Annotated in this window: 11 protein-coding genes; 4 read left to right on the top strand and 7 right to left on the bottom strand. The window is 40.4% G+C overall.

Going from position 1 to position 13,646, the window contains the following annotated elements; all coding sequences use genetic code 11:
- Positions 1–9: 9 nt before the first annotated feature.
- Positions 10–1,692 carry a sugar phosphorylase gene (locus ABC374_RS05265; protein ID WP_413016357.1) on the bottom strand — a complete coding sequence of 561 codons (1,683 nt, stop codon included), beginning with the start codon at positions 1,690–1,692 and terminating at the stop codon, positions 10–12.
- A gap of 393 nt (positions 1,693–2,085) precedes the next feature.
- Here ABC374_RS05265 and ABC374_RS05260 point away from each other — a divergent pair, with 393 nt between their 5' ends.
- Complete coding sequence (locus ABC374_RS05260) at positions 2,086–3,096, top strand: LacI family DNA-binding transcriptional regulator (RefSeq protein ID WP_413016355.1); 1,011 nt, start codon at positions 2,086–2,088, stop codon at positions 3,094–3,096.
- Positions 3,097–3,367: 271 nt separating this feature from the next.
- Here ABC374_RS05260 and ABC374_RS05255 read toward each other — a convergent pair whose 3' ends face one another.
- The 3 genes from ABC374_RS05255 to ABC374_RS05245 form a co-directional block, all read right to left on the bottom strand.
- Positions 3,368–4,489, bottom strand: coding sequence for an NADH-dependent flavin oxidoreductase (locus ABC374_RS05255; protein ID WP_260356967.1), 1,122 nt, complete (start codon positions 4,487–4,489; stop codon positions 3,368–3,370).
- A gap of 21 nt (positions 4,490–4,510) precedes the next feature.
- Positions 4,511–4,819 carry an iron-sulfur cluster assembly accessory protein gene (locus ABC374_RS05250; RefSeq protein WP_413016353.1) on the bottom strand — a complete coding sequence of 103 codons (309 nt, stop codon included), beginning with the start codon at positions 4,817–4,819 and terminating at the stop codon, positions 4,511–4,513.
- A gap of 81 nt (positions 4,820–4,900) precedes the next feature.
- On the bottom strand, positions 4,901–5,899 hold the full coding sequence (locus ABC374_RS05245) for a Gfo/Idh/MocA family protein (RefSeq protein WP_413020273.1): 999 nt from the start codon (positions 5,897–5,899) through the stop codon (positions 4,901–4,903).
- A gap of 207 nt (positions 5,900–6,106) precedes the next feature.
- Here ABC374_RS05245 and ABC374_RS05240 point away from each other — a divergent pair, with 207 nt between their 5' ends.
- Complete coding sequence (locus tag ABC374_RS05240; RefSeq protein WP_350301801.1) at positions 6,107–6,892, top strand: SDR family oxidoreductase; 786 nt, start codon at positions 6,107–6,109, stop codon at positions 6,890–6,892.
- 64 nt (positions 6,893–6,956) lie between these two features.
- Here ABC374_RS05240 and ABC374_RS05235 read toward each other — a convergent pair whose 3' ends face one another.
- Together ABC374_RS05235 and ABC374_RS05230 are read right to left on the bottom strand one after the other, a co-directional pair.
- Positions 6,957–8,189 carry a multidrug effflux MFS transporter gene (locus ABC374_RS05235; RefSeq protein ID WP_413016351.1) on the bottom strand — a complete coding sequence of 411 codons (1,233 nt, stop codon included), beginning with the start codon at positions 8,187–8,189 and terminating at the stop codon, positions 6,957–6,959.
- A gap of 649 nt (positions 8,190–8,838) precedes the next feature.
- Entirely contained in the window at positions 8,839–9,816 is a 978-nt protein-coding gene (locus ABC374_RS05230) for a 2-hydroxyacid dehydrogenase (protein WP_413016349.1), read from the bottom strand.
- A 328-nt stretch (positions 9,817–10,144) separates the two neighbouring features.
- Between ABC374_RS05230 and ABC374_RS05225 the strand changes: the two genes are divergently transcribed.
- Together ABC374_RS05225 and ABC374_RS05220 are read left to right on the top strand one after the other, a co-directional pair.
- Positions 10,145–11,110, top strand: coding sequence for an MBL fold metallo-hydrolase (locus ABC374_RS05225; RefSeq protein WP_413016347.1), 966 nt, complete (start codon positions 10,145–10,147; stop codon positions 11,108–11,110).
- A 195-nt stretch (positions 11,111–11,305) separates the two neighbouring features.
- On the top strand, positions 11,306–12,502 hold the full coding sequence (locus ABC374_RS05220; protein WP_413016345.1) for a M14 family zinc carboxypeptidase: 1,197 nt from the start codon (positions 11,306–11,308) through the stop codon (positions 12,500–12,502).
- A 152-nt stretch (positions 12,503–12,654) separates the two neighbouring features.
- Here ABC374_RS05220 and ABC374_RS05215 read toward each other — a convergent pair whose 3' ends face one another.
- Positions 12,655–13,626 (bottom strand): TRM11 family SAM-dependent methyltransferase, encoded by a 972-nt coding sequence (locus ABC374_RS05215; RefSeq protein WP_413016343.1) that lies wholly within the window; start codon positions 13,624–13,626, stop codon positions 12,655–12,657.
- Positions 13,627–13,646 lie beyond the last annotated feature (20 nt).

The raw sequence follows: 13,646 nt of genomic DNA, 5'->3' as shown, positions 1-13,646 counted from the left end.
GCCTCCTAGTTAAATCGCTTTCAACCACAGGAATTGATAGGGATTTAGTGTAATAGTACCGTCGAAAGCCATTTCTTCCCCAGTCATTACATTTATAAAATTTCCTGAAACCTGGCAATCCACAGGTTCATTCGCAATATTGTGAATAATGATCAGACTTTTTTGGGAATCATCGCCTCTTTTAAGTGCAAATACTTTTTCACCTTTATCCAAAATTTCCATCGGCACATCTGGATGAAATAATGCTTCTGCTTTCCTAATTTGGATAAGGTTCGTTAACTCTCTATATATCCTGCTTCGCAAAGAAGCTGCTTTCTCCAGTTCCGTTTCAATTTTATCCAATCTATACTTTTGGCGGTTAATTGAACGGTTCATTCCTGTTTTGGCCGCACCTTCATAATCATTTCTAGACCCTAATATACTCTGGATATAAACCGCCGGCACTCCCTGAAGGGATAATAAAATAGAATGTGCGGCCAAAAAACGTTTCACCCTTAATTCATCATCATCCGACAGTTTATTCAAAGCGTCCAAGTATGTCACATTGATTTCATATGGACTTTCCGTGCCATCAGGATTTTTTTTGTAGTTAACTTTTGCGCCTTCCCTTTTCAGGTCTGCTACCAGATTGAGAATCTCATCTTCTGGGATAATGCCGCGAATAGGATTCAATCCAATACCGTCGTGTGAAGCAAGGAAATTAAAGAATGTTGTATTCTCCCCTGCCGGCTGTAGATTTCTTGCCCACTCTGTGAGAGCGCTCCCATTTCCGCGATTAAAGGAGTAGAGCACGAGCGGCGGTAAAGGGAATTGATAAACCATATGTGCTTCATCGCTACCATTGCCGAAATATGAAATATTATCCTTATGAGGTACATTCGTTTCAGTGATGAGGACAGTTCCTTTAGCAACTTCCTCAACAATATCACGGAACAATTTTATGATTTGGTGCGTTTTTTCAAGATGGATACAAGTCCCTCCGACTTCCTTCCACATGAACCCTACCGCATCTAGCCTGATATATTCCGCACCTTGCTCCATATAGAATAATAGAATATCAATCATTCTCAATAAAACTTTTGGGTTTTTGAAATTCAAATCAATTTGATCTTCACTAAACGTCGTCCAAATATGCTTTTCTGATCCATCCTCCATTTGAAACCTGGTGAGGACGGGTGTGGATCTTGGTCTTGTTACTGAACTCAGATCTACATTTGGGTCCATCTCTGTAAAAAAGTTGGAATATTCCGGGTTTCCTTTTATGTACTCTTTAAACCAATCACTCTTTGCTGAAATATGATTGCACACATAATCAAACATGATTCTCGTTTTTTTCGATAGTTTTTCAACATCCTCCCAATCTCCCGCAATTGGATTGACCTTCTTATAATCCACTACCGAAAAACCATCATCCGACGAATACGGATAAAAAGGCAGCAGATGGACAATTTCAAATTTGTCTGCCAAGTAACGATCAAATACCTTCTCAAAGGTCGCCAGTGTAGGCTGGTCTTCCTCCTGAAATTGATCCGAATATGTAATCAAGACGATATCTTTCTCATCCCATCTTTGTTTTCTTTCTTTATAAGGTGTTTCTTTTGCTTGTACAAGTTTACCTTTTAAGTCAGCCCAAACCTTTTGTGCATCAGATTCTCCATAAATTGCAGATAATCTCTGTTTAATATATTCCATATACGCCCCCTTCTTGGAACCGTTTCCATATAAATTAATAGTTAAATATTTTCTCGTGGAACCGCTCCCACAAACAAAATATAATACAGTAAGCGTTCTCTGTCAACAAGAACCCAAATCGGGAACCACGCTTTTATTTTAGAGGGTTCACCTAATTTTGCATGAAGTCCAGAAACTACTTTTCATTGCAAGATTGCCTCCTACTTTTAAAATTTCTATTGCCACTATCCTGATTCATCAATATAATTTACCCTATGAAACCGCTCTCTATTATTAAATTGAAGATCAATCTATAAAAATAAACAAAAAATTAATCCATTTTCCCAGTGGTACATAAACACCAATAAAAATTCAGGAATATACAGATAATCTACTAGGAGGGGGAGAACTTGATTGGGACACACTATCTACGATATTGCCCGTGTTGCAGAGGTTTCAAAATCCACCGTATCACGTGTGCTAAACAATCAAAGCAACATCTCTGTTGAATCGCGGGAGCGCGTGTTAAAAGCAATTGAACAATTAAATTATCAACCTAGTAAATTAGCCCGGGCCCTATCTTCCGGATTTGACGCGATCATGGTACTATCGCGTTCAGCCAAAACTACCGAGAATAACCCATTTTTCTCAGAGATCATTCATACAATATCAACCAATGCTGAAGACGAAAACTTCGATGTGATTTTACAGACTGCGAAAAACAGTCAGGATGAACTTCAAAAGTGCATCAGGAAAATAAAGGATAAATTAATAAAAGGGATCATTATGCTAAGTTCCCCTGCAAATGAAAACTTCTTTCAACAAATAGATCCATTTAATATCCCTATAGTAGTCATTGGAAAGGTAGAAGGTCATTACAAAAACGTTTTTTCCGTAGACACGAATAACTACAAGGACAGTTATGATTTGACGCAATATTTGATCGATAAGGGACACCGTGATATTGCCTGCTTACATTCTCCACTCGATTATCATGTTTCCATCGATCGCTTGGAAGGATATAAAACATGCATTAAGAATAACGGGCTCCCACTAAAGAATGAATGGATTATCAACAGTGGGTATACGATCGATGCCGCACATCAAGCAACAAAACAACTATTGGGAAATAACCGGCCGACAGCCGTTTTTGCAACTGATGATCTTAAGGTGATGAGTATCTATAAGATGGCAGCGGAAAATGGAATTTCCATACCGAAAGACCTATCCATCGTAGGCTACAGTAATTCAAATTTACACCCATTTCTCTCTCCCTCTTTGACTTGCAAGGAAATCCCTGTAAAAAAATTAGGAGACATTGCTGTACAGGTTCTCTTTACAAAGATAAAAGGTAATCAAGATCAGATACCACATACCATCATTCCAACTGAAAACATTATCCAAAATTCCGTAGCTGAAATTTGATATTTTAAAATAATTATCCAAAGTGTCTTCCCATAAAGGGTTTGGAAACATTTTAAAAGGGAAAGGTTCACAATTCTGCTTGTTTGTCTTAAAAATACGGATCATGGACGAGAAGCCCTAAGATATATTAATAAAAGAAGCCTGCATTTATTATTGTTAAATAACAAATGCAGGCTTCTTTTAGTTATGGAACTCATCGAGCCTTTTTGGAATAAAAACAAAAACCCGTCCACCTAAGGAGGACGGGTTACACATATTCAAGATGTTGTAATCACTCCACAACCGGGAGCCAACCTTTTATCCCAATCAACTTTTCCCAAAGAGGATCTGGAATGACCAGTTCATCCTGATCTTTTTTTGAAAGGGTGGTCCGTATTTCCGCTTCTTTTCCAGACCTGATTTTTTCAATCCAATGCGGTTCCATAAGAAGTTCGCGGCCAAGGGCGATAAAAGGGACACCCGTTTCCATAGCTTCTGCAACTTCATCGGGTGTATGCAGTGAGCCTACACCGACAACAGGGATACGATTACCTACTTTATCGTAAATTTTAACGATGCGCGACTTTGTCCTATCACTCTCGCGGAATGAGCCATTCCAGAAGTGGCCTACCGATATATGTAGATAATCCAGGTTTTGATTCGCTAATCTATCAACGAATTGGATCGTATCATCTAATGTGATTCCAGGATTGCTGCCTTCTTCAGGAGAAAGGCGGTAGCCAATGATAAACGGCTTTTTCGCATGCTCAGCAACCGTTTTCTCAACTTCATTCACAATAGTAAGCGGGAAAATCAATCGTTTTCCCAGTGTTCCACCCCAGTTATCCGTACGACGGTTCGAGTGTGGCGAGAAGAATTGCTGCAGCAAGTAGGTATTGGCACCATGGATTTCCACACCATCGAATCCTGCTTCGATTGCCCTTCTTGTTGCTTCTCCAAATGCTTTAATAATGTCTTGTATTTCATCTTCACTCATTTCCCGCGGTACAGGAGCTTCCTCGCTGGAAGCAATGGCACTTGCAGAAACCGGTTGGTTATCAGGCAATAATTCCGGCGGACTTTGCCGGCCTCCATGATATATTTGCAGGATCGCTTTTGAGCCGTTGGACTGTATCGTTTCGGCTAGTTTTCTCAAGGATGGGATAAAGAAATCGTCATCTGCGCTAAGTTGGCCTGGGAATCCCTTGCCTCCAGCAGATACATAGGCACATGCCGTGACCACCGCACCTACACCAGCCGAGCGTTCAGCGTAATAGGCCAGTTCATCATCGGTTACAACGCCTTGATCATCCGAAGAATAAGTGGTCATAGGAGCCATCATGATACGATTTTTCACTTCTACCCCTGATGGAAATATATATGGTTGAAAAATCTTTTCGTATTTTTGATTCATGCCAATCCTCCCCCTTTACTCTTAGTGGTGATGATGTCCGTGCGGTTCTTTAGAAGGATTCGTGATTTCAAAGCCTTCTTTAGGTACATAAAAATATTTAATCCAGACACCATCCAGAAATTCTTCACGTGAATCAAGCAAAATATCGATTTCTTTATCTGTTTTGACGATTTCATCATGCTCTGCCGGTGTATCCAGCTTCATGTCATAATGGGCATGATCGCCATGCATATGGGTGATATATACACGAATCATTTTCCCTTCGGCTTCTTGAGTGCTCAGCATTTTTTGTAAGACTTTTGCTGCATTGCGATTTATTTTGCAATTCATGTCCATTCCCCCAACAATAAAATTTTCCCTGTACTGAATTCTACCCAATTAAGGGTTATCAGTAACATCCATTTTTCCCCTTCATGATTGACCATGTCCTCGGTCTGAAGGAAAGACGATGCCGATTTGCTTTCTTGCTTCATCCATGATTTCCATGGTCAACAGTGAATTCGAATATGAATTTATATCGGATTCCATTTTCCCCTGCTGTATCAAATCAACAAATTCTTTCGCTTCATAATACATGGAAGGCATATCCTGTTTAACAGAAATATATTCAGTGGTTCCATCCCGATACTGAATATCCACCGCTTGCGGTCCTGAAATTTTCTGAATGATGATGCTCCCAAGTTCACCTTGAATTTCCGATGGCAAATTGGATTCAGTAATCTTGGAAAACATGACGACTGCCTCCATTTCATCATAAGAAAGCAGAATCGTCCCCTGCCCATCAACTCCTGATTCAAGCATCGTTCCTGATGCCTGCACCTTATTGGGTTTACCGAACAGTACAGCAAGTGGATAGAGGACGTAAATGCCTAAATCCATTAAAGAGCCACTGGAGAATTCCGGATTGAATGCATTCAGCACAGTTCCTTGTTTATATGAATCATAGCGTGATGAATATTGGCAAAAGCTTCCCGAGAAACGCCTAATCTTCCCGATTTTATCCAGATTCCCTTTTATACTTTCAAAATTCGGCATGATGGTCGATTTCATCGCTTCCATCAATAGCACATCATTTTGTTTTGCTGCCTCAATCATTTCCATTACTTCTGCCGCATTCGAGGCCATTGGTTTTTCACATAATACATGTTTTTTATTTTGTAAAAACAACACGGCTTGCCTGCAATGATGAGAGTTAGGGCTTGCTATATATACAGCGTCGATTTCATCGCTGGCAGCCATTTCTTCTAAATTCGTAAAAGTGGTATGTACTTTGTATTTATTGGCAAATTCCTTGGCTTTCTCTTCTGTACGTGAATACACGGCGGTTAAAGATAAATCCTCTACATGCTTCGCAGCCTCCAAAAATCGTTCCGTGATCCAGTTTGTACCTATTACCCCTAATCTTATCAACATCCTATCCCCTTTCAAGCTAACTTAATTATGTCCTCAATATACAGACATTTTACTGAAAAACAAAGTATAATGAACACTCGCAATTGTTTAAATTGGATTTTTTAGGTAATATTCGTTTATAATTTTTCTATATTACCACTGCCATGATGTTTCTACATACTCCCAAATTGGGAATAGAAGACTTAAAAGGAGCGTGTGAAGTTTATGACAGAATTAATGAAAAACAAAGTTGCCATCATTACCGGTGGAGGATCGGGAATTGGCCGGGGCGCTGCACTGAAACTAGCTGAAAACGGCGCGAACATCATCTTTTTTGACCGTACAGTCGAAAATGCCGAAAAGGTGAAGGAAGAAGTGGAGAACCTTGGTCGAGAGGCTTTAATCATTAAAACGGATGTATCCAAGGCCGAGCAAGTTGAACATGCCTACAAGACCGCCTATGAACATTTTGGGAAAATTGATTTTGTATTTGCAAACGCAGGCATCAACGGAGTGATTGCCCCTATAGAAGACATTAAGCCAGAAGATTGGGATCAGACACATACCATTAACCTCAAAGGCACCTTTCTCACCATCAAATACGCCATTCCCTATATGAAGGAAACGGGTGGCAGCATCGTAATCAACAGCTCCATCAATGGAAACCGATATTTCAAGAATTTTGGTTTTTCCGCTTATAGTTCATCCAAGGCAGGTCAAGTCGCTTTCGGTAAAATGGCTGCACTCGAATTGGCAAGATATAAAATCAGGGTAAATACCATTTGTCCCGGCTCGATTGATACGAACATTCACGATAACACATTCCCGGAAGATGAAAACTTAAAAAAAATCACGATTCCCATTGAATATCCGCAAGGCTCCCAGCCCCTTGCGAGGAAAGCAGGGACTACCGAACAAGCTGGTGATCTCGTATTGTTTCTAGCATCAGATATGTCTTCCCATGTTACGGGCACGGAAGTTTATATCGATGGAGCAGAATCACTATTATGATTCATACTTAACCCCTTAAAAGAAAAAGCTGAAATCCACATCAGGATTTCAGCTTTTTTCCTTTTTAAGCAACTCGCCTTAATCCGCGACGGGCAAGGAGTAAATAAGCGAACATGGCGATGACATGACAGCTTACCATCACAATTCCCATCGGCAAGGGTGACTCACCTGAACCTAATCCCACCAGGGGAGCCATTAGTGATCCTAAAATGAAGGGAAGCAGGCCAATTAAAGCCGAAGCACTGCCTGCAGTTTTTTTCTGATTTTGCATCGCTAAAGAAAAACTTGTTGTTCCGACAATACCTACGCTTGAGACGGAGAGGAATAAAGCGACCAAGATTCCTACCAACCCCATTTCAAGAAGGACTGAGGCAAGAAGTAATATTCCCCCAAACAAAGCTAGACATAATCCCATTTGAAGCAGTTTTTCTTCTTTAACCTTCCCTGCCAGCTTCCCGGCAACTTGTGAAGCGATGATGATCCCAATTCCGTTTATTGCAAAAATCAGGCTAAAGGTCTGTGGGGAAACCCCATAAATGTTCTGCAGAACAAAAGGCGATCCGGAAATATAAGCGAACATAGCGGCACTTATGAATCCTTGTGAAAAAGCATAGCCCATAAACACACGATCCTTCAATAAGTTTCCAAATGTCTTGATTGTATCATTTACCCCACCGGCACTCCTGAGATTAGACGATAAAGTTTCCTTTATCCCAAAAAATGCAGCCGCAACCATAATGATACCTAATACTGAAATGACAATGAAAACTCCCCGCCAAGAAGTGAACTGTAAAAGTTGACCGCCAAAAACCGGTGCCAATATCGGAGCCGCCCCATTCACCAGCATTAACATGGAGAAGAACTTGGTCAAATCCGTTCCTGAAAAAAGGTCACGAACTATGGCCCTTGAAATGACAATGCCTCCCGCTCCCGCAATACCTTGGATAAAACGTAATAATAAAAGCAATTCAATGGTTGGAGCAAAAGCGCATAACAGAGATGAAATGCAATAAATGGATAAAGATATGATTAACGGTGTCCGCCTTCCTTTTGCATCACTTAGAGGCCCTAAATAAATTTGGCCCAAAGCCAATCCTAATAAGCAGGCCGTCAAGCTAAGCTGCGCTAAAGACGTACTGCTATTCAGATCCTCTGCCAGTGTAGGGAGACCCGGTAAATACATATCAAGTGACAGTGGTCCAATCGCTGCAAAAGATCCCAGCATAAGAGCCATCAACAGCCTTTTGGATTTAGTCATTTCGTTGCCTGATGATATCGTTTCCTTCATTTCAATCATTCTTACCCCTATCCCTTTTAACTAATTGTTTTTCCTAAATAAAACTCGACTTTCTTTATTTTACAAAAGATCCGCACAATTTACGATAAGTATGCTTCACTTGAATTCGTTTCTTCCTTTCAGCACTCAATTAAGCATTAATGTGAGGATAAAGGAAAACTTTTGTAGGTCAAAACAATTCCCACCTTCGGATGCAACTCCATGTGAGCATTATTTTCAGCTTCCGCTAAAAAAATTCATAAAAAATGACCCCATTTTGGAGTCACTATATACTGTAGACAAACTCGAAGTAAAGTCAGTTTCCCTGCCGTATTTTATTTGAAAAACGTTGCAGTTGATTTCAGCCGGAACACTTTTTACCACCTATACCGGACGTTTTTTGTTATCCAAAGCTTTTCCTCGGCCGTTCTCGTATTTTATCCGACCTACACCGCACTTTTCGGCCATTCACGATTTTTTTCGACCTTTACCTCACTCCAAAGCATTTATTTTAAGATCCACGGATTAAATCCGCTCCCTTTCCGCCGACCGCGGCCAAGTTCTTCAATCTAGTGATGTTTTAACCTTTATAAACAATAAAAACTCATGGAGTATAACAAAAAATCGTGAAAGCGATTCGGGATGTGACCATTCCAAACCCATTTCAGGGTCATTTTGATTTATTCAAAATTACTAAATTACGGGGAGTATCACCAGATAACCCCTCCATCAAGTTTTGTACAGCCAGAGCTGCCATTTTCAATCTTGTGGCAATGCTGGCACTACCGATATGCGGCAATGTAACCACATTGGGCAATGTTAGCAGCGGGTGGTCCACAGGAACGGGCTCTTCTTCGAATACATCCAATCCAGCCGCCCAAATTCCTCGACTTTTTAGCGCCTGGTACAACGCTTTTTCATCGATAATCCCGCCTCTTGCGGTATTTATGAGCACAGCCGTTCCTTTCATTAATTCAAGCTGCTCCTTGCCAATCATATAAGTGGTTTCCGGTGTGAGCGGCAGCATGACACAAACGAAATCCGAGATTTGGAGCAATTTTTCAAGAGGCTGATATTCGATTCCTAATTCTTTTTCCTGTCCATATTTACGGCTTCGATTAAAATAAACTATGTTCATGTCGAATCCCTTAGCTCTTTTGGCAAGGGCTTCCCCAATCCTGCCTAACCCGATGATACCCAGCGTTGCACCGTGTACATCTTGTCCTGTCAGCTGCATCGGCGACCAGGTCTCCCACTTTCCACTCCTTAAATAATCTTCAGCCTCCATCATCCTTCTCGCCGTTGCAAGCAGCAAGCCGAAGGTTAAATCAGCTGTCGTTTCCGTTAAAACCCCTGGTGTGTTCGTTACCATGATGCCCCGTTTTGCTGCACTTTGAACATCAATATTATTATGGCCCACTGCCATATTCGCGATGATTTTCAGATTAGGTGCCTGTTCAATCAGTGACTCATTGATTTGTTCCGTCAATAAGCAAAGCAGCCCCTCGACTTCTTTCATTTCTTCTTCAAGGACTTCTCTAGGGACCGGTATATCCTCTTGATCCCACATCCTGACATCATAATTTTGACTAAGACCTTCGATGATTTGTTCTGGCAATTTCCTTGTAATATAGATTTTTTGCTTCAAACCATAAACCTCCTATACCGTTTCATTCCATGAAACGCATTTTTTCACCTTTTGTCGCCTTCAGTTTTTCATTACACAAAAAAATTAAAAGAATATTGGCTAAATTACTGGCTTGTTTACTCAATTTTAAAATAAACTAGATAAATAGACCATTCATTTCCAATCCATCTTACTATTAAATTTCTCGATTGCCTGGAAACTTCCGCTTGACAGTTTCAGTTCATTCAACTAATCATAGAATAATAACCCTTTAAATCTATTCGGTCATTAGTAATTTCGCAATTTTCCAGATGTAGTTTATCTCGATTTAGGAGGATATGGGACGTTCATGAAAACGAATACAACATTTAAAATTTATCCGATTATAGCCCCAAGCGCTTTATCTTTAAAAAGTATAAACTTTTACTTAGTTAAACAGGATGAATCTTTAACATTAGTCGATGCAGGTATGAATGATGACGTCTGCTGGAATGCACTGCAGCAAACATTAAACGAAAATGGATTTACCGTTGGAGATATAACGGAAATTTTATTAACCCATCACCATGGAGACCATGTTGGTTTGGTCAACCGGATTACCGAACTCCATCCGATTCCCGTTTTTGCCCATTCTAAATCCATTCCCCGTTTAAAAAGGGACCCTGACTTCTTAAGTATGAGAATTGAATTTTATAAGCAGCTTTACCATGAGATGGGCTGTGGTGAACTTGGAGATAAACAAGTGGCATACCTATTCAACGCGGTCGATAATAATAAAGATCAAAAACTGAATGGTGACATCATCGCCATCACGGAAAAACAATGGCTGAATTTTGAAGTGATCGAATTTCCAGGGCATGCCCCAGATCAAATTGCATTCCTTGACCAAGAAGGAAAACGGCTTCTTGCCGGTGATTTATTGATTGAACATATATCAAGCAATGCCTTGATCGAACCTGATGAAAACGGTAATAGAATGCTGACTCTCGTAGATCATATCGATTCATTAAAACGATGTTTAGCATTACAGGTGAATCTCCTATTTCCTGGTCATGGTAACATCATTGAACAACCCGGTCATACGATTGAAAAAAGACTCAACAGCATAGAAAGAAAATCACAAAAGATCCTTGCCTTGATAGAATCCGGAATTGCTACCGGCAATGAGCTGGCAAAGGAGTTTTACAAACAAAAGTATATATCTGAATTCCCGCTCGTCATGTCAGAAATCATCGGCCATTTGGATTATTTAGAATATCAGGGAAAAGTCACGAAACAACTCGTTGAAAATGTAGTTCATTATCAAGCTAAATGACATTAAAAAATGCCGAAATTGAAATCGTCCCCAGTTAGTGGGGATTTTACTTTTTTCGTGGAAAAATATTCAAAATACTTGAATCTGAAATACATAGGCCTTTTTGGGTGTTTTAATTAATCTAACAGGAAAATGATTAGAAAGTGAAGAATCCATTATCTGAATATTAAATATTTTCAGAATAGGGGATTGAATGTGAAAAGAAAATTTTTAAAGGTTTTAAGTTCAACAGTAGTAGCCGCAGCATTACTTGGCCCAAATGTCAGCTTAGCTGAAAGAGGACCAAATACGACAGGCGGAACGAATCTTTCTACCGAAGCATTCCTTAATTATGACGAACTTGTAAAAGAATTAAATCAACTTGAGCAAACGAGTTCAGGGAAAGTCAATGTAGAAGTGGCCGGAAAAACGAATCAGGGTCGTTCCATTCAAAAAGTGACTGTCGGTCATGGTGACAAAGTCGTTCTTATTCAAAGTGAAATTCATGGAAATGAAAAAACAGGAACTGTCGCGTTATTGAACATTCTTAAAAACCTTGGTCAAAGTAACTCACCTGAGGTAAAGAAAGTGCTTGATGAACTAACAATTGTTGCTATTCCAATGATGAACGTAGACGGCTCAGAGCTTGATCGTCGTGGAAATGAAATGACATGGTCTGAAGTTGTAGGTGAATTCCCCCAACTTTCTAATGTGAAACCTACTTGGAACTATTACACTACTCCCAGATCAGGAGACGACTATGCTAGCAAACCCGGTTTTGATGTTAACCGTGACTTCAATCCTGACCTAAATTATGTACCAAAGCCTCAAGACTTCCCGGGGGCATCTGAAAAGCCGGGCTGGTTTATTACCCCCGAAGCGCAATCGGTACGCGACACATATAAAGGCTTAAAATCAAAATTCGGGAAAGTGGATGTTTTTATCGATCTTCATCACCAGGGGTTCCCATATATCGAAGGAACTGATGAGCGTGCAACTATGTCAATATCAGGAAAATTCGTTCCTAACCCAAGTACTCCAGAAGGTGCTAAATATGCAGAGTATGCAGATAATTTTAAATATGATTTCTCCCGTCAGTTGACACTTACTGCGTATAATGCACTGCAAGCAAAAGGAAATTCAGTTTTTACAAATATTTCATTATACGATCAATCCATTGATCTGCCAGGAACTGCTTTAGGGACGTTTGCTTTAAACGGAAGTGGGACGGTTCTATTTGAAGTTAGTGGTCAAACACAAAACTTTGGGCAAAAAGAGAATGGCCAGCTCGTAAAAACGGTTGAAACGGGGCTAATGGGTATTATCAATGGTGTAACAGATGGATCGGTTCATAATCTTAATCCATCAGACTATGAAAAAATCCCTGAAAGTTCATCTACACCCGGAATCTAGTCAATATTTAAACTTAATTGTAAAGGGGGCATTTCCGCCATCTGGCACCGAATATCGAAGCCAGATGGCAGCACTGCCTTTTTTATTTGTCTATTTGACAGGGGTAAGTCCATATCCAATTAAAGATTTCAGCCTTTTCTTGCCGATGAAACTCACACACACACTACAATCTCTCTGGAAAAAATGCCTTTCCTGGCTACACAGCGATCGGCGATCTCAAATCCTGCTTCTTCAATCATATGATCCATCGTGTCGATCGTTACGACGACGACCTTGTCAGCAAAGCCCCTGGCATGTTTAAGGATCGATAGTTGATCTTCCGGCGTCGCATGTGTATATAAATTGTAGGGCATATCGATAATCGCTACATCATATTTACTGGTGACCTCCGAAATCGGACCTGTAGTTACATCACCTTCGAGTCCGAAATAGGCAATGTTCTCCCTGGAACCGTCGGTAACAAGCGGATTGATATCCCGGCCGACAATATTGATTCCCATCGACAATGCTTCTACCAATACCGTTCCAATTCCGCAGCATGGATCAATTGCCTTCACGCCATCCGGATGCGGAACGGCTATGTTGGCAATGGCCCTCGCCACTCTTGTGCTAAGCGCTGTTGAATATTCACGGGGCTTTTTCATATGTTTTAACCAAACCGCGTCAGGTTTGACATACTTCCCAAAATACCAACGTCCGCCAAGGGTCACGATTCCAAAGACCTGATCAGGATTACGTACATCGGCATTTCCCTGAATGTGCCAGCCAATCTCCCGTTCAATTTCACGCTGTCCATCATAATCTATTTTTGCTTCTTTATTCAAATCGTTAATTTTCACGAATAATACTTTGAACGTCGAATCTGGCAAATGAATATCCTTCACTTGCTCAACGATTTCGGATATGCTTTCCCCTTCAAACATGACGTCGACCCGCCCTTTTATGAAAGGGCTCCTGCTCGGTTCAATTGCTATATCACTTTTTAAAATATCCCATGAAGTCTCAAAGCCAAAGAACGAACGCATCTCCATTTTAGATAAAGAGCGTTCGTCAGGGGTGCATGTAAACGTATATATATATGCCGGTTTGCGGCTATGATTAGTCAATCTATTCCCATCCTTCATTACTTTAAATTATATCTTTC

The sequence above is a fragment of the Peribacillus phoenicis genome (assembly GCF_047238085.1).
Taxonomy (GTDB): domain Bacteria; phylum Bacillota; class Bacilli; order Bacillales; family DSM-1321; genus Peribacillus.
The sequence above is the reverse complement of the archived record's forward strand: the minus strand, read 5'-3'. Positions and strand labels throughout refer to the sequence as shown.

Coding starts and splice junctions, on each gene's coding strand:
- ABC374_RS05265 (WP_413016357.1), bottom strand. CDS start 1,692: ATGGAATATATTAAACAGAGATTATCTGCAATTTATGGAGAATCTGAT.
- ABC374_RS05255 (WP_260356967.1), bottom strand. CDS start 4,489: ATGAATCAAAAATACGAAAAGATTTTTCAACCATATATATTTCCATCA.
- ABC374_RS05250 (WP_413016353.1), bottom strand. CDS start 4,819: ATGAATTGCAAAATAAATCGCAATGCAGCAAAAGTCTTACAAAAAATG.
- ABC374_RS05240 (WP_350301801.1), top strand. CDS start 6,107: ATGACAGAATTAATGAAAAACAAAGTTGCCATCATTACCGGTGGAGGA.
- ABC374_RS05235 (WP_413016351.1), bottom strand. CDS start 8,189: ATGATTGAAATGAAGGAAACGATATCATCAGGCAACGAAATGACTAAA.
- ABC374_RS05225 (WP_413016347.1), top strand. CDS start 10,145: ATGAAAACGAATACAACATTTAAAATTTATCCGATTATAGCCCCAAGC.
- ABC374_RS05215 (WP_413016343.1), bottom strand. CDS start 13,626: ATGAAGGATGGGAATAGATTGACTAATCATAGCCGCAAACCGGCATAT.